The organism is Citrobacter sp. EC_71, assembly GCF_019584005.1.
Classification (GTDB): domain Bacteria; phylum Pseudomonadota; class Gammaproteobacteria; order Enterobacterales; family Enterobacteriaceae; genus Citrobacter; species Citrobacter werkmanii.
Map to the genome: position 1 here is coordinate 40,167 of NZ_VDAY01000017.1, position 19,059 is coordinate 59,225.

The following is a 19,059-nucleotide window of genomic DNA, read 5'->3' on the forward strand; positions in this document are numbered from 1 at the left end:
TATAACTGCGAGGAATAAATCTGAGGGATTGCCGGATGGCGGCTAGCGCCTAATCCGGCCTACACGTTTCTGCAACCTGTAGGCCTGATAAGCGTAGCGCCATCAGGCGCGCAAAAAACAATCAGTACAGTTTTTTCGCGCAGTCCAGCCAGTCACCTTTGAAAGGACGCTTCATGTTTTCGATAGCGTCGATGATGTCATGGTGAACCAGTTTTTCGTTCTGAATACCTACGCAACGGCCACCGTGACCTTCGAGCAGCAGTTCAATGGCATACGCGCCCATACGGGACGCCAGAATACGGTCATAAGGAACCGGAGAACCACCACGCTGGATGTGACCCAGTACGGTTGAACGCGTTTCACGGCCCGTTTCTTTCTCGATGTAATGCGCCAGTTCGTCAACGTCACACATGTGTTCAGTGATCGCTACAATCGCGTGTTTTTTACCTTTCGCGATACCGGCTTTGATTTCAGCAACCAGATCGTCACGGCTGAATTCTACTTCCGGAACCACCACGAACTCACAACCGCCGGCAATCGCTGCCGCCAGAGTCAGATCACCACAGTAGCGGCCCATCACTTCAACGATGGAAATACGCTGGTGAGAAGAAGAGGTATCACGCAGACGGTCAATCGCTTCGACTACAGTACCCAGCGCGGTGAAATAACCGATGGTGTAGTCGGTACCTTTGATATCGTTATCGATAGTGCCCGGCAGACCGATGCACGGGAAGCCCATTTCAGTCAGGCGTTTCGCACCCATGTAAGAACCGTCACCGCCGATAACAACCAGGGCGTCGATGCCACGTTTCTTCAGGTTTTCGATAGCCACCGCACGCACGTTTTCGTCGCGGAATTCCGGGAAGCGGGCAGAACCGAGGAAGGTACCGCCACGGTTGATCATGTCGGACACGCTATAGCGGTCGAGCTGGACCATACGGTCTTCATACAAACCCAGGTAGCCATCATGGATCCCCATGACTTCCAGCCCTTCCGTCAACGCTGCACGTACAACACCACGGATTGCTGCGTTCATGCCCGGCGCATCACCGCCGCTTGTCAACACACCGATTTTCTTAATCATGACTACCTCTGAACTTTGGAATGCAAAATGAAATCTGCTGCCGGAAGTCGATTCCGCATATCGAAACGATCCAACGAATATGCAGATAGTATAACAATCACTTCCTGCTGAATTGATTCAGGTCAGGCCAAATGGTGGTAATTTATACACAAAATGCTGGCCTGGTTCACTTTTTTTACAACGAATTATGAAAGCTCAAACATCTTGCCTTCCTTGGGTACGACGGAACAGGGATCCTGATGAATAATGACATCCGATCCCGGGAAACGTCGCAAAATTGCCTGCTCGACCTGCTCAGCCACTACATGCGCCTGAACGAGCGGCAGATTATCTTCCATTTCCAAATGAATCTGAATAAAGCGGGTCGGCCCTGACTGCCGCGTGCGAAGATCGTGAGCGCCGCTGACTCCCGGCCATGACGTCACGATATCAATAATTTCCTGACGTTCTTCATCGGGTAAAGCGCGATCCAGCAATGACTGCACCGCCTCATACCCCATGCGTAATGCGCTATATAAAATATAGATGCCAATTCCGAGTGCAAACAAGGCATCTGCGCGATGCCAGCCATACCATGCCAGCCCAAGCGCAATGAGAATCGCACCGTTCATCATAACATCAGACTGATAATGAAGCATATCCGCCCTAACGGCCTGACTTTGCGTACGCTTCACCACCCAGCGCTGAAACGAGACCAGTATGATGGTGCACACTAACGCAATGATGGTGACAATCACCCCGACGCCGGGATCTTTCATCGGCGTGGGTTGGATAAGATGCTGAATCCCGGTCAGGAATAAAAACAGCGCTGAGCCGGAAATAAACATACTTTGCGCCAACGCCGCCAATGATTCCGCTTTACCGTGTCCAAACGTGTGTTCATCATCGGCCGGTTGCAATGAATAACGCACCACCAACAGGTTGGTTAACGACGCCGCGATATCCACCAAAGAATCCACCAGTGCAGCCAGAATACTGACCGATCCGGTGTACCACCACGCAAAAATTTTGATCAAAAGTAACAGCGATGCCATCACGGTCGCCGCGATTGCCGCCCGGCTAACCAGCCGCCCATAGGTTTGATTCATAAACACTCCTGCCAGGATATGCCGCTAGTATAACGGATGAAGTAAAACAGTCAGGCAATTACCGAGTGACAAATTTTGGGCAAAAAAAACCCCCACATCATGTGGGGGAAGACAGGGATGGTGTCTATGGCAAGGAAAACAGGGTTACTACTGGGAACGTGAGTTGCTACTACTCAATAAATTCAACGATGAGCTTTTTTGCCAGTGCGCGACGTCGCGCAGTTGCTCCATTCGTTGTTCATGTTTCTCATTTAAAACCGCTTGCTGCTCGGGCGTTAACAGGCGATACATCTGGTTGCGAACCTTGGCTATTTCAACCTGGCGGGCAACCTGTTCCTGCGCCATTCTTTCTGCCTGAGCGCGCACAGCGCTTTCATCAAATTTCTCTGCGGTGACAAGGCGATGCATTGTCTCCATTTCGCTAACATTAACAGGAGGCTGTTCGTGTCTTGCCTGCTGCATTAAATCTCGCATCTGTTGACGTTGATGTTCGGTTAAACTGATACCGTCAAACATGTGGCTCTGTACGCTGCGTTGCGAGGAGCCTTCACCCAGGTGCCAGTGATCGCCTGTGACGACTTCAGCTGCATGGCTTAAAGTACTGAGTGCCAGCGTTGAGGCCATGACGGCAGCGGTTACTTTGCCCATCACTTGCTCCCAAAATCTTTTCTGTCGCGATTCAACGAGAGACAGTTTACGATTCGGGCTGCAAACATGCGTCAGGGGGTGTAAAACAACGTAAAGTCATAGATTAGCGACGCCTGATGACGTAATTTCTGCCTCGGAGGTACGTAAACAATGAATAAAATCCTGTTAGTTGATGATGACCGAGAGCTGACTTCCCTGTTAAAGGAGTTGCTCGAAATGGAAGGTTTCGATGTGCTGGTTGCCCATGATGGGGAACAGGCGCTCGAGCTTCTGGATGACAGCATCGATTTACTTTTGCTCGACGTCATGATGCCAAAGAAAAACGGCATCGATACACTGAAAGCGCTTCGCCAGACACACCAGACCCCCGTAATCATGCTGACCGCTCGCGGCAGCGAATTGGATCGCGTTCTCGGCCTTGAACTGGGCGCGGACGACTATTTACCTAAACCGTTTAACGACCGCGAACTGGTCGCGCGCATCCGCGCTATTCTGCGTCGCTCGCACTGGAGCGAACAGCAGCAGAGCAGCGACAACGGCTCACCGACTCTGGAAGTGGATGCGTTAAGCCTCAACCCGGGTCGCCAGGAAGCCAGCTTCGACGGGCAAACGCTGGAGCTAACCGGCACCGAATTCACCCTGCTCTATTTGCTGGCGCAGCATCTCGGCCAGGTGGTTTCGCGTGAACATCTGAGCCAGGAAGTGCTGGGCAAACGCCTGACGCCTTTCGATCGCGCGATCGACATGCATATCTCAAACCTGCGTCGTAAGCTGCCAGAGCGTAAAGATGGGCATCCGTGGTTTAAAACGCTACGTGGTCGCGGCTACCTGATGGTCTCCGCTTCATGATAGGGAGTTTAACCGCACGCATCTTTGCCATCTTCTGGTTGACGCTGGCACTGGTGTTGATGTTGGTACTGATGCTACCCAAGCTCGACTCACGTCAGATGACCGAGCTACTGGACAGCGAGCAGCGCCAGGGGTTGATGATTGAGCAACACGTTGAAGCTGAACTGGCGAACGATCCACCCAACGATTTAATGTGGTGGCGTCGCTTGTTTCGGGCGATAGACAAGTGGGCGCCGCCAGGACAGCGGTTATTGCTTGTTACCACGGAAGGACGCGTGATCGGCGCAGAACGCAATGAAATGCAGATCATTCGTAACTTTATTGGTCAGGCCGATAACGCCGACCATCCGCAAAAGAAAAAATACGGTCGCGTGGAGATGGTCGGGCCTTTTTCCGTCAGAGACGGTGAAGATAACTACCAGCTGTATCTCATTCGACCTGCCAGCAGCTCGCAATCTGACTTTATCAACCTGCTGTTCGACCGACCGCTGTTGTTGCTGATCGTCACCATGTTAGTCAGCTCTCCGTTATTGCTCTGGCTTGCCTGGAGCCTGGCGAAACCGGCGCGTAAGTTGAAAAATGCAGCGGATGAAGTGGCCCAGGGCAACCTGCGTCAGCATCCGGAACTGGAAGCCGGTCCGCAGGAGTTTCTGGCGGCGGGCGCCAGCTTTAACCAGATGGTGACGGCGCTGGAGCGGATGATGACCACGCAGCAGCGCCTGCTGTCGGACATCTCTCACGAGTTGAGAACGCCGTTGACACGTCTGCAACTGGGTACCGCTCTGCTGCGCCGTCGTAGCGGTGAGAGCAAAGAGCTGGAGCGCATTGAAACAGAAGCGCATCGGCTGGACAGCATGATCAACGACCTGCTGGTGATGTCACGTAATCAGCAGAAAAACGCGCTGGTCAGTGAAACGGTGAAAGCCAATCAGCTATGGGGCGAAGTACTGGATAACGCCGCCTTTGAAGCCGAGCAGATGGGTAAATCGCTCACGGTGAATTTCCCGCCGGGTCCGTGGCCGCTGTACGGCAACCCAAATGCGCTGGAAAGCGCGCTGGAAAACATTGTGCGCAACGCCCTACGCTATTCACACACGCAGATTGAAGTGGGCTTCGCGGTGGATAAAGACGGGATCACCATCACCGTTGACGACGATGGTCCGGGCGTCAGCCCTGAGGACCGGGAGCAGATTTTCCGTCCGTTCTATCGTACCGATGAGGCGCGCGATCGCGAGTCTGGCGGAACGGGTCTGGGTCTGGCGATTGTGGAAACCGCGATCCAGCAGCATCGTGGCTGGGTGAAGGCCGAAGACAGCCCGCTGGGTGGTTTACGGCTGGTGATTTGGTTACCGCTGTATAAACGCGCTTAACAGGCTTCCCCGGTCACGTATCGCCGGGGAAGCACTCACATCATGCAGTTGCGGTCGCAGCCGCTAGCTTTTGCTTTTTGATCCGCTTCACCAGAATTGTCGAACAGATAAAGCCCATTAAGCTGAACGCAATCATCACGCTAAAAACATAGTTGTAGCCTGTGATGCCGCTATTGGTGTCCAGCAAATATCCGTATAACGTGTACGCAAACATGGCGGGCATATAACCGATGATGCAACCAAACGCCATTGCCGAACCGGCATACTCACGTGGCGTACCAATCTCATCCATCGGCGCGAAGAAAATCGCACGCTGTGAGAAGATAATCGCCCCAAATCCTAATGTCGCGGCCATACCGATATACACGTTCATTGTTTGATGCGGCAACTGCATGAAAACCAGCATCGCAACGGCAGAGATCAGAAAGGTCCATTTCAGGTACACCGTAGGCGATTTAGCAACCTTATCCGCCAGCAGCCCACCAATCGGCCCTCCTACCATTTTTAACGCATATTGGTTAATGATGCCGTACGCGCCGACCAGTGCTACCGGCAACATGTAGATGTCTTTTAAGAAGGGGATAAAGTAAGTCAGCCCACAATATGCGGCGTAAACGAAGAAAATCCCTAAAGAAGCCAACCAGACGTTAGGACAGGACAAAACATGTTTAATCCCCTTTAACACTTCCATATTGGCACTGGTATTCTCGCCGCCTTTCACTTTGTCGTCATCGACAATAAAGTACGTCACAATACCTGCCGCAAGCGTAATGACCGTATAAAACAACAGACCCGCCTGCATTCCCGCTTTGCCTTCACCAAACTGAACGAAGACAAACAGAGCGCCAGAAGCGACGATGACATCCACCACGCCACGTCCGGCTTCTAAAAAGCCAAACATGCGGCCTTGTTCTTCTTTCGTACCCAGCAGACGTACGGCTTTCAGCAATACCGGCCAATACACCACATCGGCAAAAAACGCCATTGCGGCAAAGCAAATGAGATAACCGGTAAATGACGGTAGCGTTGCCAGATATAAACCGCAAAGCCCAACACCGATCAGACCAAAGGGTAATAATATTTTCTTAGAATAACGGTCTGCAATATAGAGCGAAAGAAACAGGCCGGTTGTCTGAACAATCGTATAAACCGTAAAACTCAAGCCAATCTGCGTATTGGTTAAACCCCAGTCATTTTGCATTGGCACATAGAAAACATCTTTCATACTTGAAAGTTTGAATATTGTGCCGCCGCCTAAAATCAAAAAACAAAGCCTTGCCCATTTATTCATGAACATGAGTAAACCCTCATTGCTTGTTGAGAGAAATATTTAGATTAATTTATATAATTAATAAAATTGTAGAGTTATTTTCATAACCCTGTTCGCATTTAGTAAGATTTTAAAAAGTTATTGATTACCTATAAATTTATTACACAAGTCACGAATATATTTTATTTGAGCCAGAGCATGTTCTTTTTCCTGCGCCAGTCGCGCATCAATCATGTCAGCGTCGGGTAGCGGCGTATAACTTGCATCGCGCCATGGGATCCAGGGATTATCACCTTCATCATCGAAACGAAATGCCGGAGCATAATATTCAACTTCTTCTTCCAGACCAAAAGCATGTACTTGTGGTTTATCTTCACCTAAGAGTAATAATGCCTTGAGCATCTCCTCCATGGGTAAGTCGCCGTATCCTGAACGACAAGCCTCATGCCCCCAGCCTTTACCTTCTTTAATAATTTTAGCGTCTTTAATATGTACCTGAGTGATCCAAGGAGACATGACCTCTAACGCAGAAAGCGGCTGCTCATTAGCGTTAATCATGTTGCCAAAATCAAACAGAATAGAGAGATTCTTCATCCCACTATTCTTAACCAGCGTCACCAGTTCATGACCTTGCAGATCTTCATGCTGTTCGATGGTAAAGCTTAGGCCGCAGTCATCATGCTGAGACAACCACGCAATATCATTAGCGATCTTCGCCATAACATCGTTGAGATGCCCTTCATAGCGCGGGTAGAAACGAACTGACGTTGCGCCAGTTGCCATGGCAATACGGATCGCATCCGTCAATGTCGCCTGGTCCGATGCGCTGGTTTCAATATGCACATCCAAATTATATTTTTTGGCCTTTTCTTTAAAATCGTGTAACTGCCGATCGTTTAGTTTCTGCAGTGACTGGGACTCGCCATCCTCAACATGTATTTTTACACCTTTTAATTTTTGCTGATATGCAATATCCAGAAGATCGCCAGGGAGGACTCTCTCATAGCGCATATTCAGATGAAAGGCATAAGCATGTAGGTACAGCGGTATATTTCTCGCGCGTTCAGCGAGAAGTTCCTGGTTATATTTTCCCATAGTTTTCTCATTCATCACGAATAACAAGTTCCACTGATTCAAGTCGCCAGTATTCAAAATCAACCTGAACCACTTTTTTGTCTCGGGTTGCCCGATGTTTTTCTACTAAAATTCCATAAGTATTTGGCGCAACGCCCAGTTCTTTGCAGGCCACTTCCGGCATATTGACCGGTTTAAAAATCATCTCTTTGATATTTAAAACATGACCGAACGCATCTTCCCAGACGCTGGCAAAAGACTGATTGCCAAGTTTATTTATAAATCCCGGTGCAACATCGGCATCAATATAGGATTCATGGTAAAACACTTTATGTGAATCAAGACCACACCAGCCGGTAACTAAATAACGATCGCCGGAGGAGAGAAAAACATCATCAACATGGTGCGGAACCGTCTCAATCGTTTCCTTGGTCAAATAATCCCAAAAAGGTTTACGCCCTTGGGCACAGGCCTCGGCATTGAAGCTGGAAAGTGATTTCGGGTTATAAATGAATCGCTTCGATGAAATAAACCACCCGCTACGGTTCTTGCGGAAAATACGTGCATCAATCTCCAGCTCGATCAGAACCTGACGTAAGGTCATGCGCTTTGCATCCAGCAGCTCACATAGCTCTCTCTCCGAAGGCAATTTGGAGCCCGCTGGCAAATTATTCTCGTTTAACCAGCTTTCAAAGCGCTCTCTGAGCACATCAACATTGTTTTTCTTTTTCATCTCACTCAATCTGGTTTAAACCAATTTGAAGCTAAGATATTTGAGTGCACGAAATACTCAAGTTTTTTTTCAACGCAGCGTTTCTTTTTGTGGGCCAGGTATCAAGAATGGCCTGGACACATGGCGCGACAGGCAGGTTTTAGTACGTGAGGAGATGAACCATGAGGAAGATAAATCAGGTGTCGCCACCTGATTTAATGGCAAGCTAAAGGTGAGAGTTATTTCCCCCACAAACGGCGGGAATTATCTTCGATCTTGCCGCTTAAACGGCGCTTTTGCATCGTTCTGGTCCAGCTCTTCGATAACCCGGCAGCCGACAGTAAACGGTGATACTGCGAGTCATCAAACGGCATATGCCAGGCAATGGCAATCGCCTCGCGCACGCTGACATCGCTCACGCGTGACGCCAGGATCAACGGCGCGTCTGCCGACACCTGACCGGGAGCGATGACGCTACACAGCCAGCCCGTCTTGCCCGCATCCTGCATCTGGCTGGCCATATCGCTGATGCCAAAATGGAAATTCAGCTTAAAGCACGGCGAGCGCGGCTGTGTGACCTGAATCAGCGCGTCTCCCCACTGGAAAATGTCGCCAATATACACATTCTCTTCTGTCAGCCCCTCAGTGGAGAGGTTTTCGCCAAAAGCGGGGGCAACAAATAACTCCGCCTGCTCCGGAAACTCTTGTCTCCAGTGCTGATAGTGTTCACGCGGATAGTGGCACAGCGCGCGATCCGGCCCGCCATGAATTTTCGTTTCCGCCTGTTCATCCCCCGTCAGGCCCAGCTCGGTCAGCATCAGCTCACCATCGACCTGAACTTTAGCAATCGCGCTAGGACGACTTCCCGTATAGTCCCGAATCTTGCCTGTAAAAACATCGACCGGATATCGCATCTGTTCCCTCTCCCGATAAATTTCCCCCATTACACCATATTTATTTTATCCCAGTCGCTCAAAATGAGAGCACGGTTCACATGAAACTTAAGGACACATGCTATCAATGTAATCTGGTTTTGAAACATCATTTCAAATAAGGAGTCGACTACGTGACTGGTCAATCGCAATTTGCTGGCGTCTGGTGCCCTTCCATTACGCCAATGGACAATGACGGCAAGATCGATCTCAACGGTCTGAGCCAGCATCTTAAACGCCTTACCGAGGCCAAAATCGACGTGATTTTGCTGATGGGCAGCATCGGGGAGTTTGCTTCCTTTACGCTCGAAGAACGACTGCTGCTGATCCGTGAAGCCCGGGCCATGAGCTCGCTGAAGATGGTCGCCAACGTCTCATCCACCTGCCAGAAGGATGTTCTGTTGATGGCGCAGGAAGCATATCGCGCAGGTTATGATGCCGTGATGATCCTGCCGCCTTACTACTACGGACAAACGGCGAAACAGTTGCTGAGCTACTTCCGCCAGTTGGGACAGAAACTCAGCGGTAAATGGTTTGCCTATAATTTCCCGGCGCGTACCGGCTGTGATTTAACGCCGGAGCTGGTTGCCACTCTCGCTGCCGAGTTCCCAAATTTCGCCGGCATCAAAGATACCGTCGACTGTCAGTCACATACCCGCAGCATGATTCAGACAACGCGCGCCGTGCGGGAAGATTTTGCCGTACTGTCCGGTTATGACGAATACTACATTCCTAACCTGCTGGCAGGCGGGGCGGGGATTATTTCAGGGTTGAACAACGTTATGCCGGAACTGTTTGTCAGTGCGCGGGAGGCGTTTAAGCAGGGCGATCTGGCGACGCTTCGCGATATTCAGGACCAGATTGGCACCTATATGTCCATCTACGCCATTGGCGAAGATTTTGTCACCACCATCAAAACCGTGGTATCGCGTAAGTTTGGCTACTGCACCGGTGTGTCACGTAATGCTGGCGGAGAGTTGAATGAGGGGGAATGTCGGACTATTGATGAGGTGTTCGTCGTCAAAGGTTAACTGACTAAGCCGGATGGCGCAGACCATCCGGCAAAAGAGGCTTACTTCACGGTACCACGAAGATCAATTTCCTCCGCCCTGGCTTTGACCTTTTTCGACCAGATGGACGTGATAATCGGTACCAGAATGGAGGTCACAATCACCGAGGTCGCCACCAGAGAGGTTGCCGCTGGCGCCATCGGTTTAAATGCCGGAACCATTTCAGCAATCAGTACCGGCGTGGCAACCGCCGCACCCGCTGAGCTGGAAGCGGCAATCCCCGCTGTTCCATCGCCGCCGCCAATCAGTTTATCGGCGATAATCAATGGGATCCCGGTGATGATAATCACCGCCACGCCCAACAGAATCCCCAGCACGCCGGTCTGCGCAATCACGCTCAAATCAATGGTGTTACCCAGCGCGAAGGCGAAGAACGGGATCAGAGTCTGCACAGCTTTGCTGAAGAACTCCCGCAGTTCAGGGTCCAGATTACCCAGCGCAAAACCAATCAGGAAGGGTAATACGGCCCCCACAAACACGTGTGGTTCAAACGAAGCAATCCCCGCGGTACCCAGAATCACCATGGTCATCAGCGGGCCTGATTCCAGAGACATCAGGACAAATGCCCCGGCCTCTTCTTTGGTGCCATACTGCTGCATAATCGAGGCGTACAGCCCACCGTTGGTCATATCCATGGCGGCCACCAGCGCCAACGTGGACAACCCGGCGAAGAACCCGACTTCCACACCGTGTTCCGGCAGGATGCGTGAGGCAATTGCCGCCACCACCCACGCCACCAGAATTTTGGTGATGACTAACGTGCCTGATTTACGCAGCACAGTGCCGGTTGCACTTAGCTTAATCGATGCGCCCATACAAAAGAACCAGACCGCCAGAATAGGCACCGTACCGGTGATCATACCGTTGGTAAATGAGCCGAAATATTTCCCGGCGCCGGGTGAAAAGGTGTGACATAACGCGCCGAGGAAAAGCGGCACCAGCATCATCCCGCCAGGGATTCTCTCTATCGTACGTTTGATCTGCATTTCCATCACCTGTAGACATAAAAATGGGGCAATTTTTATGGGCGATTGCATCTTGCTTTTGAGATGCGCCCGTCTTGATGAACAGAAGATAGACATTCAGAGGAATTATAAAAGTGATCTCACCCGCACAATAAAACATTGTTTCAATTTAAATGGATCAATGTTCCTATGTTGATTTTGATCACAAAAAAGCCCCCACAAGCAGCGCTTGCAGGGGCATTATTTAAGCGTAGAACTTATTTTTTAGCGGCGAAACGCGCTGCAGCTTCGTCCCAGTTCACCACGTTCCAGAACTCTTTAATGTAGTCCGGACGGCGGTTCTGGAATTTCAGGTAGTAAGCGTGTTCCCACACGTCCAGACCGACGATCGGGAAGCCGGAAGCGCCAGAAATTGCTTCACCCATCAGCGGGGAATCCTGGTTAGCGGTGGAAACGACAGCCAGTTTGTCACCTTGCAGTACCAGCCACGCCCAGCCGGAGCCGAAGCGGGTGGCCGCTGCTTTTTCGAATTCAGCTTTGAAGTTGTCAACAGAGCCGAAGTCGCGTTCGATAGCCGCTTTCAGATCGCCCTGCAGCGTAGTGCCGGTTTTCAGGCCTTTCCAGAACAGGCTGTGGTTAGCGTGGCCGCCTGCGTTGTTGCGCAGTACGGTTTTCTTGTCCGCTGGCAGTTGATCCAGTTTGGTGATCAGCTCTTCAGCCGACAGGCTGGCGAATTCAGGCAGACTTTCCAGCGCAGCGTTGGCGTTGTTTACGTAAGTCTGGTGGTGTTTGGTATGGTGAATTTCCATCGTCTGCTTATCGAAGTGCGGTTCAAGGGCATCATAAGCGTACGGCAGGGATGGCAGTGTATAACTCATAATCATCTCCAGTGTTGTCGGGCGGCCAGTGTTAACGCCGCGTAAGCAGTTGGGTCATTATAGTTAATTAAATGATATTGAAAATGATTATCAATGCCGTACTTTTTACAAGGTTTTAATCGTTCAGTCTATTGCAAAAGTTGTGAACCGAATCACCCACTTAACGTGATGATTGCCAACATGCGCAAAATGGCGGCAAGCGTTAAAAGGTTAACACCTTGCGTAATTTTTAAACTCGTTAGGTCGGAGGGGTCATTACCGACGATAAAAAATAACGAGGATTAAGTCATGAGTAACGCGATTACGATGGGTATCTTTTGGCATTTGATAGGCGCAGCCAGTGCCGCCTGTTTCTATGCCCCGTTCAAGCAGGTCAAACATTGGTCATGGGAAACGATGTGGTCGGTGGGCGGGATCGTCTCCTGGCTTATCCTTCCGTGGACTATCAGCGCTATGTTACTTCCCAATTTCTGGGCCTATTTCAGCTCCTTCAGCCTTTCCACACTGGCACCGGTATTTCTTTTCGGGGCGATGTGGGGGATTGGCAACATTAACTATGGCCTGACTATGCGTTATCTCGGTATGTCGATGGGTATCGGCATTGCGATAGGTATTACGCTGATTGTCGGCACACTGATGACCCCGATTATCAACGGCAACTTTGATGTGCTGATCAACACCTCCGGCGGACGCATGACGCTGCTTGGCGTACTGGTCGCACTGATTGGCGTGGGCATTGTTACCCGTGCGGGTCAATTAAAAGAACGCAAAATGGGCATCGAAGCCGAAGAGTTTAATCTGAAAAAAGGGTTAGTTCTGGCGGTCATGTGCGGCATTTTCTCCGCAGGGATGTCATTTGCGATGAACGCCGCGAAACCGATGCACGATGCCGCCGCCGCATTGGGTGTGGATCCGCTGTATGTCGCCCTGCCCAGCTATGTGGTTATCATGGGCGGTGGTGCACTCGTCAACCTGGGTTTTTGCTTCATTCGTCTGGCAAAAGTGAAGAACTTGTCGATAAAAGCCGACTTCTCGCTAGCTAAACCGCTGATCATCAGCAACGTGCTGCTCTCCGCGCTCGGTGGCTTGATGTGGTATCTGCAATTTTTCTTCTACGCCTGGGGCCACGCACGTATTCCGGCACAGTATGACTATGTAAGCTGGATGCTGCACATGAGTTTTTATGTCCTGTGCGGCGGAATTGTTGGTCTGGTATTGAAAGAATGGAAAAATGCGGGTCGCCGTCCGGTCAGCGTACTGAGCCTCGGCTGCGTGGTGATTATCGTCGCGGCAAACATTGTTGGTCTGGGAATGGCCAGCTAAGCATGCTGGGTACTGAGATGACGCCACTGGCTCGGCGTCATCCCGGTTTCCCGCGTAAACACTACCGAAAAGTAGTTACTATCCTCAAAGCCACAGCGCATGGAAATCTCACTAATCATTAACCGGCTATGCTTGAGCAGATATTGAGCATGGCAGACCCGCACCTGGCGGAGATACTGGTTGATGGTCATCCCGGTCTGGCTACGAAACTGCTGGCGCAAAACGCGCTCGCTGCATTGTTCGCGCTCGCAAAATTTATCCAGTTCGAAAGCATGCTCATGGCTCCCGGCTAACGCGGTAATGAGTTTATCCAACAGCGTTTCACTCGACGTTGCCGGGAGCGTATCTGTGGCATAACGATGGCGTTTAAGGAGTGTCACCAGTTGCCCGAATAGCAGTTCCGCCATGCTAAAAGCCTGCGCATCGCGTTGATTACTTTCATGCTCAAGCTGGCTTATCACCTGCCGGGCCTGCGTCATGCCAACGCTGCCGAGTCGCCAGTGCGGCTGCCGCGGCGTACCGTTAAATCCGGGGATCGCCCCTTCCCAGTCAACATTCAGCGTCAACCGCTCCGGGCAGTAGATGATATTTTGCAACACAAGGTCGTTTACGGAAGTGTAGGAATGTTTGTCTTCGGCGCGAATGTAAAACAGATCGCCACGGGTTATTCGGTATGGACGATCGTTAAGGACATGCAGACCATTGCCGCGCCAGACCAGGACCAGCTCGCAAAATTCATGGGTATGCTCCGCAAAGACATCCTGCGGATAGCGGTCAGCCACGGCAACAGCCTGCTGCTCATGCGCAAAAAAATCTGATTTCAGAAGGATTAGCTGATTCGCCACCGCATTACCTCAACCTGGACACTTGCCGGATAAGGCGCAGCCGCCATCCGGCATGAAAGGGTATGATTATCAGCAAACGGGCGGTAAAAAACGTTGATAGCTTTCGCGTTACTGCAGGCTGCTTCCCGCCATGAGATCGCGCCCCTGACGAATATCGCGTGGCGACCACTCGAACTCACGGCGAAAAAGCGTCGAAAAGTGATTACTGTCGCCGAAACCGCAGAGATACGCGATATCGGTCACGCTGTCATCACTGTGGCGAAGCAGATGTCTCGCTTTAATAAGCCGCAGACGGTTAAGGTAGCGCTGGGGCGTCAATCCCGTTTGTTGTTTAAGCTGGCGGTGCAGTGTGCGCAAAGAGAGCGAAAACTTCTCGGCCAGCGCCTCCCAACACACCTCGTCAGCAAAGTTATCTTCCAGCCACGCCATCAGAAGGTTAAGCCGCGCGTCGTTATCGGTTGCCGCTGCCATCAGGCTGCTTTTACGCAACACGACCAGTAGCTGCATAAACAGAATTTCACGATTTGCTGCCGTTGGCGTATCCATCCCGTCACCAAGCGCTTCCATTTGCCCCACCAACTGTCGGACCTGCTGTAATACCCCCTGGTTTACCCGCCAATGGGATGGATACTGCCCATTCTGTTCCTGAGGTAAAAGCTGATTCAGCCCAGCTAAAAATTGAAACGCATCCGGGGATCGATACAAGACATTGGTCAGACACAAATTGTCCGTATGCTCATATAAATGCCGGTCATGATCGCGGACGAAACACACCGTACCACCGCTGATGGTGTAAGGCTGTCCGTTGAACACATGGATTCCCGTACCATGCTCGACCACCACAATTTCATGAAAATCATGATGATGTTCAGGAAACGCGGGTTGAGGAAGCCGTGGTTCAATAGCCACTGGCGCTTTACCTGTCGGAAAAAAGTCTACGCAATGCAGTACAGTCATGACGGCTCCCCCTGTTTAGCGAATATGGCTGAATAGTAATTAAGGGTTACTACCCTCACCTTAAATTTTTGACGCCAAAGTGCGTAAACACGGTCAATTCTTCAAGATAAGGCGGGAAAGATCGGGAATTGCGGAAGGCGTCACATCTGCCCGAATCCGCCCCATGAGTAGAAACTGTGAACATCATCACGTTCACCTTTGCCATGTTGCCAGCCGCTAATTATGCCTGTCACTGTTGAGAAGGTACGCCTTATTGGGGGTTCTTAGACTGAGTGCAATAAAACTCAGAAGGACCTCGCTATGACTTTTCGCCATTGTGTCGCTGTCGATCTCGGCGCATCCAGCGGGCGCGTAATGCTGGCGCGTTACGACAGTGAACACCGCACCCTGACGCTACGTGAAATCCACCGCTTCGTTAACAGCCTGCAAAAAACGGACGGTTTTGACACCTGGGACATCGACAGCCTGGAAAACGACATTCGTCTGGGTCTGAAGAAAGTCTGCGATGAAGGCATTCGGATAGACAGCATCGGCATTGATACCTGGGGGGTGGATTACGTGCTGGTCGATAACGCCGGTCAGCGCGTCGGTCTGCCGGTCTCTTACCGTGACAACCGCACGACGGGCATTATGGCGCAGGCGATGAAGCAGCCGGGTAAAAATGAAATTTACCGTCGGAGCGGTATTCAATTTCTCCCCTTTAACACCTTGTATCAACTGCGCGCGCTGGTTGAACAGCAGCCAGAACTGATTCCGCAGGTAGCGCATGCCCTGCTGATCCCCGACTACTTCAGCTTTCGCCTGACCGGTGAAATGAACTGGGAATACACCAACGCCACCACCACCCAGTTAGTCAATATCAATACCGACGACTGGGATGACACGCTGCTGGCGTGGACCGGGGCAGACAAAGCCTGGTTTGGTCGCCCGACGCATCCGGGAAACGTCATTGGCCACTGGATTTGTCCGCAGAAAAATCAAATTCCGGTCGTGGCGGTTGCCAGTCACGACACAGCCAGCGCGGTCATTGCTTCGCCGCTCGCCGATAAAAACAGCGCATATCTCTCTTCCGGCACCTGGTCACTGATGGGGTTTGAGAGCAGAACACCGTATACCAACGATGCGGCGTTGGCGGCGAATATCACCAACGAAGGCGGCGCGGAAGGGCGCTACCGGGTACTAAAAAATATCATGGGGCTATGGCTGCTCCAGCGCGTATTAAAAGAGCGCCAGATCGACGACTTGCCAACGCTTATCGCCGAAACGCAAGCGCTACCAGCCTGCCAGTTCCTGATAAACCCGAACGACGATCGCTTTATCAACCCCGACGATATGAGTGCGGAAATTCAGGCGGCCTGTCGTGAATCTGGCCAACCTGTTCCACTGCAAAACGCCGAACTGGCGCGCTGTATCTTCGACAGCCTGGCGCTGCTGTATGCCGACATTTTGCAAGAGTTGGCAGACCTGCGTGGCGCCGCGTTTAGCCAGTTGCACATTGTTGGTGGCGGCTGCCAGAACGCGTTACTGAATCAGCTGTGCGCGGATGCCTGCGGTATTCGCGTTATGTCCGGGCCGATTGAGGCCTCCACGCTCGGCAACATCGGCATCCAGTTGATGACGCTGGACGAGCTTAACAACGTCGATGATTTCCGTCAGGTAGTGCGCGCCAACTACGACCTGACCACCTTCATTCCCAATCCGGAAAGTGAAATTGCCCGCTACCAGGCGCAGTTTCAATCACTACGACAGACAAAGGAGCTTTGCGCATGACCACTCAACTTGAACAAGCCTGGGAACTGGCAAAACTGCGTTTCGCCGCGGTAGGTATTGATGTCGAGGCGGCCTTACGCCAGCTCGATCGTCTGCCGGTCTCCATGCACTGCTGGCAAGGCGATGACGTCGCCGGTTTCGAAAACCCGGAAGGCTCGCTCACTGGCGGAATTCAGGCTACCGGTAATTATCCGGGCAAAGCGCGCAACGCGACCGAACTGCGTGCCGATCTGGAGCAGGCGCTGAGCCTGATACCGGGACCAAAACGTTTGAACCTGCATGCGATCTATCTGGAATCCGATACGCCGGTTGCCCGCGACCAAATCAAACCGGAACACTTCAAAAACTGGGTTGAATGGGCGAAAGCAAACCAGTTAGGGTTGGATTTCAATCCGTCCTGCTTTTCTCACCCACTGAGCGCCGACGGCTTCACGCTGGCCCACGCCGATGATCACATTCGCCAGTTCTGGATCGATCACTGCAAAGCCAGCCGTCGCGTCTCGGCGTATTTTGGCGAGCAGTTGGGTACACCGTCGGTGATGAACATCTGGATCCCGGACGGTATGAAAGATATCACCGTTGACCGTTTAGCGCCGCGCCAGCGCCTGCTGGAAGCACTGGACGAAGTGATCAGCGAGAAACTCGACCCGGCGCACCATATCGACGCCGTTGAGAGCAAGCTGTTTGGCATCGGTGCCGAAAGCTACACCGTGGGCTCCAACGAGTTCTATATGGGCTACGCTACCAGCCGCCAGACCGCGCTGTGCCTGGATGCGGGTCACTTCCATCCGACTGAAGTGATTTCCGACAAAATTTCCGCCGCCATGCTGTATGTACCGCGCCTGCTGCTGCACGTCAGCCGTCCAGTGCGCTGGGACAGCGATCACGTGGTGCTGCTGGATGATGAAACTCAGGCGATTGCCAGCGAGATCGTCCGCCACAACCTGTTTGACCGCGTACACATCGGTCTCGACTTCTTCGACGCCTCTATTAACCGCATCGCCGCGTGGGTTATCGGCACCCGCAATATGAAAAAAGCCCTGCTGCGCGCGTTGTTAGAACCAACCGAGCAACTGCGTCAGCTCGAAGCCAGCGGCGACTACACCGCACGTCTGGCGCTGCTGGAAGAGCAAAAATCACTGCCATGGCAGGCCGTTTGGGAAATGTATTGCCAGCGCCACGACACGCCAGCGGGCAGCCAGTGGCTGGACAGCGTTAGCGCTTATGAAAAAGAGATCCTGAGCAAACGTAGCTGATTGCGACACCTGATCTGTAGGCCGGATACGACGCCTCGCGTCGCCATCCGGCAATAAATGAAACACGATTGCCGGATGGCGCTGCGCTTATCCGGCCTACGTAAGACCCGATAACCTTCGGGCAATAAACAGGAACACCGAAGATGCAAAACATTACTACTTCCTGGTTCGTCCAGGGGATGATCAAAGCCACATCCGATGCGTGGTTGAAAGGCTGGGATGAACGTAACGGCGGCAACCTGACGCTGCGCCTGGACGAAGCAGACATCGCGCCATTTAGCGCCGACTTTCACGAAAAACCGCGCTATATTGCGCTGAGTCAGCCCATGCCATTGCTGGCGAACACGCCGTTTATCGTCACCGGCTCGGGTAAATTTTTCCGTAACGTTCAGCTCGATCCGGCGGCAAATTTAGGCGTAGTGAAAGTGGACAGCGACGGTGCGGGCTATCATATCCTTTGGGGCCTGGCCCACGAAGCGGTGCCAACCTCCGAACTGCCAGCCCACTTCCTCTCTCACTGCGAACGTATTAAAGCGACGAACGGCAAAGATCGCGTGATCATGCACTGTCACGCCACCAACCTGATCGCCCTGACCTATGTGCTGGAAAACGACACCGCGCTAATGACGCGCAAACTGTGGGAAGGCAGCACCGAGTGCCTGGTGGTGTTCCCGGATGGCGTCGGCATTTTGCCGTGGATGGTGCCGGGTACGGATGAAATCGGCCAGGCGACCGCGCAGGAAATGCAGAAGTATTCGCTTGTTCTTTGGCCGTTCCATGGCGTGTTCGGCAGCGGCCCCTCTCTCGATGAAGCATTCGGTTTGATCGACACCGCAGAGAAATCAGCAGAAGTTTTAGTCAAAATCTATTCGATGGGCGGTATGAAGCAGACCATCACGCGTGAAGAACTGGTCGCACTCGGCAAACGTTTTGGCGTGACTCCGCTGGCAAGCGCACTAGCATTATAA

At 52.0% G+C, this 19,059-nt stretch carries 18 protein-coding genes; 7 read left to right on the forward strand and 11 right to left on the reverse strand.

Annotation, left to right across the window (positions count from 1 at the left end; all coding sequences use genetic code 11):
• Nucleotides 1-121: 121 nt before the first annotated feature.
• The 3 genes from pfkA to cpxP all read right to left on the reverse strand — a co-directional run bounded on the left by pfkA (nt 122) and on the right by cpxP (nt 2,820).
• Nucleotides 122-1,084, reverse strand: coding sequence for a 6-phosphofructokinase (pfkA, locus tag FHD02_RS17645; protein ID WP_006686196.1), 963 nt, complete (start codon nt 1,082-1,084; stop codon nt 122-124).
• Between the two features lie 185 nt (nt 1,085-1,269).
• Nucleotides 1,270-2,172 (reverse strand): CDF family cation-efflux transporter FieF, encoded by a 903-nt coding sequence (gene fieF / locus FHD02_RS17650; protein ID WP_038635968.1) that lies wholly within the window; start codon nt 2,170-2,172, stop codon nt 1,270-1,272.
• Between the two features lie 147 nt (nt 2,173-2,319).
• On the reverse strand, nt 2,320-2,820 hold the full coding sequence (cpxP, locus tag FHD02_RS17655; protein WP_042313421.1) for a cell-envelope stress modulator CpxP: 501 nt from the start codon (nt 2,818-2,820) through the stop codon (nt 2,320-2,322).
• Between the two features lie 150 nt (nt 2,821-2,970).
• Between cpxP and cpxR the strand changes: the two genes are divergently transcribed.
• On the forward strand, nt 2,971-3,669 hold the full coding sequence (gene cpxR, locus FHD02_RS17660; RefSeq protein ID WP_038635960.1) for an envelope stress response regulator transcription factor CpxR: 699 nt from the start codon (nt 2,971-2,973) through the stop codon (nt 3,667-3,669).
• Nucleotides 3,666-5,039, forward strand: coding sequence for an envelope stress sensor histidine kinase CpxA (gene cpxA / locus FHD02_RS17665; protein ID WP_042313425.1), 1,374 nt, complete (start codon nt 3,666-3,668; stop codon nt 5,037-5,039). The genes cpxR and cpxA overlap by 4 nt, the downstream gene beginning before the upstream one ends.
• Before the next feature lie 40 nt (nt 5,040-5,079).
• Here the strand turns inward: cpxA and FHD02_RS17670 are convergent, their stop codons facing one another.
• From FHD02_RS17670 to yiiM, 4 genes are all read right to left on the reverse strand, one after another.
• Complete coding sequence (locus tag FHD02_RS17670) at nt 5,080-6,330, reverse strand: MFS transporter (RefSeq protein WP_087856673.1); 1,251 nt, start codon at nt 6,328-6,330, stop codon at nt 5,080-5,082.
• A 117-nt stretch (nt 6,331-6,447) separates the two neighbouring features.
• Nucleotides 6,448-7,404, reverse strand: coding sequence for a sugar phosphate isomerase/epimerase (locus FHD02_RS17675; protein ID WP_042313589.1), 957 nt, complete (start codon nt 7,402-7,404; stop codon nt 6,448-6,450).
• 7 nt (nt 7,405-7,411) lie between these two features.
• Nucleotides 7,412-8,116, reverse strand: coding sequence for a GntR family transcriptional regulator (locus tag FHD02_RS17680; protein WP_042313430.1), 705 nt, complete (start codon nt 8,114-8,116; stop codon nt 7,412-7,414).
• A 218-nt stretch (nt 8,117-8,334) separates the two neighbouring features.
• Entirely contained in the window at nt 8,335-9,009 is a 675-nt protein-coding gene (yiiM, locus tag FHD02_RS17685; protein WP_042313432.1) for a 6-hydroxyaminopurine reductase, read from the reverse strand.
• Nucleotides 9,010-9,161: 152 nt separating this feature from the next.
• Here yiiM and FHD02_RS17690 point away from each other — a divergent pair, with 152 nt between their 5' ends.
• Nucleotides 9,162-10,058, forward strand: a complete 897-nt coding sequence (locus tag FHD02_RS17690) for a dihydrodipicolinate synthase family protein (protein ID WP_121529789.1) — start codon at nt 9,162-9,164, stop codon at nt 10,056-10,058.
• A gap of 41 nt (nt 10,059-10,099) precedes the next feature.
• Here the strand turns inward: FHD02_RS17690 and kdgT are convergent, their stop codons facing one another.
• Both kdgT and sodA read right to left on the reverse strand, forming a co-directional pair.
• Nucleotides 10,100-11,083: a 2-keto-3-deoxygluconate transporter gene (gene kdgT, locus FHD02_RS17695; RefSeq protein WP_079225712.1), complete on the reverse strand. Its 984-nt coding sequence runs from the start codon at nt 11,081-11,083 to the stop codon at nt 10,100-10,102.
• Nucleotides 11,084-11,319: 236 nt separating this feature from the next.
• Nucleotides 11,320-11,940 carry a superoxide dismutase [Mn] gene (gene sodA, locus FHD02_RS17700; RefSeq protein WP_038635943.1) on the reverse strand — a complete coding sequence of 207 codons (621 nt, stop codon included), beginning with the start codon at nt 11,938-11,940 and terminating at the stop codon, nt 11,320-11,322.
• A 288-nt stretch (nt 11,941-12,228) separates the two neighbouring features.
• Here sodA and rhaT point away from each other — a divergent pair, with 288 nt between their 5' ends.
• Nucleotides 12,229-13,263 carry an L-rhamnose/proton symporter RhaT gene (rhaT, locus tag FHD02_RS17705; RefSeq protein ID WP_220394137.1) on the forward strand — a complete coding sequence of 345 codons (1,035 nt, stop codon included), beginning with the start codon at nt 12,229-12,231 and terminating at the stop codon, nt 13,261-13,263.
• Here the strand turns inward: rhaT and rhaR are convergent.
• Both rhaR and rhaS read right to left on the reverse strand, forming a co-directional pair.
• Nucleotides 13,260-14,108 (reverse strand): HTH-type transcriptional activator RhaR, encoded by an 849-nt coding sequence (gene rhaR, locus FHD02_RS17710; protein ID WP_042313444.1) that lies wholly within the window; start codon nt 14,106-14,108, stop codon nt 13,260-13,262. The two genes, rhaT and rhaR, sit on opposite strands and share 4 nt — an antisense overlap.
• Nucleotides 14,109-14,216: 108 nt before the next feature.
• The gene (gene rhaS, locus FHD02_RS17715) at nt 14,217-15,065 is read right to left on the reverse strand and encodes an HTH-type transcriptional activator RhaS (protein WP_042313449.1); all 849 of its coding nucleotides are present in this window, start codon (nt 15,063-15,065) and stop codon (nt 14,217-14,219) included.
• Nucleotides 15,066-15,365: 300 nt separating this feature from the next.
• Between rhaS and rhaB the strand changes: the two genes are divergently transcribed.
• From rhaB to rhaD, 3 genes are all read left to right on the forward strand, one after another.
• The gene (gene rhaB / locus FHD02_RS17720) at nt 15,366-16,835 is read left to right on the forward strand and encodes a rhamnulokinase (protein WP_137361712.1); all 1,470 of its coding nucleotides are present in this window, start codon (nt 15,366-15,368) and stop codon (nt 16,833-16,835) included.
• Nucleotides 16,832-18,091, forward strand: a complete 1,260-nt coding sequence (gene rhaA, locus FHD02_RS17725; protein WP_137361711.1) for an L-rhamnose isomerase — start codon at nt 16,832-16,834, stop codon at nt 18,089-18,091. The genes rhaB and rhaA overlap by 4 nt, the downstream gene beginning before the upstream one ends.
• A 143-nt stretch (nt 18,092-18,234) precedes the next feature.
• Nucleotides 18,235-19,059, forward strand: a complete 825-nt coding sequence (gene rhaD / locus FHD02_RS17730) for a rhamnulose-1-phosphate aldolase (RefSeq protein ID WP_220394138.1) — start codon at nt 18,235-18,237, stop codon at nt 19,057-19,059.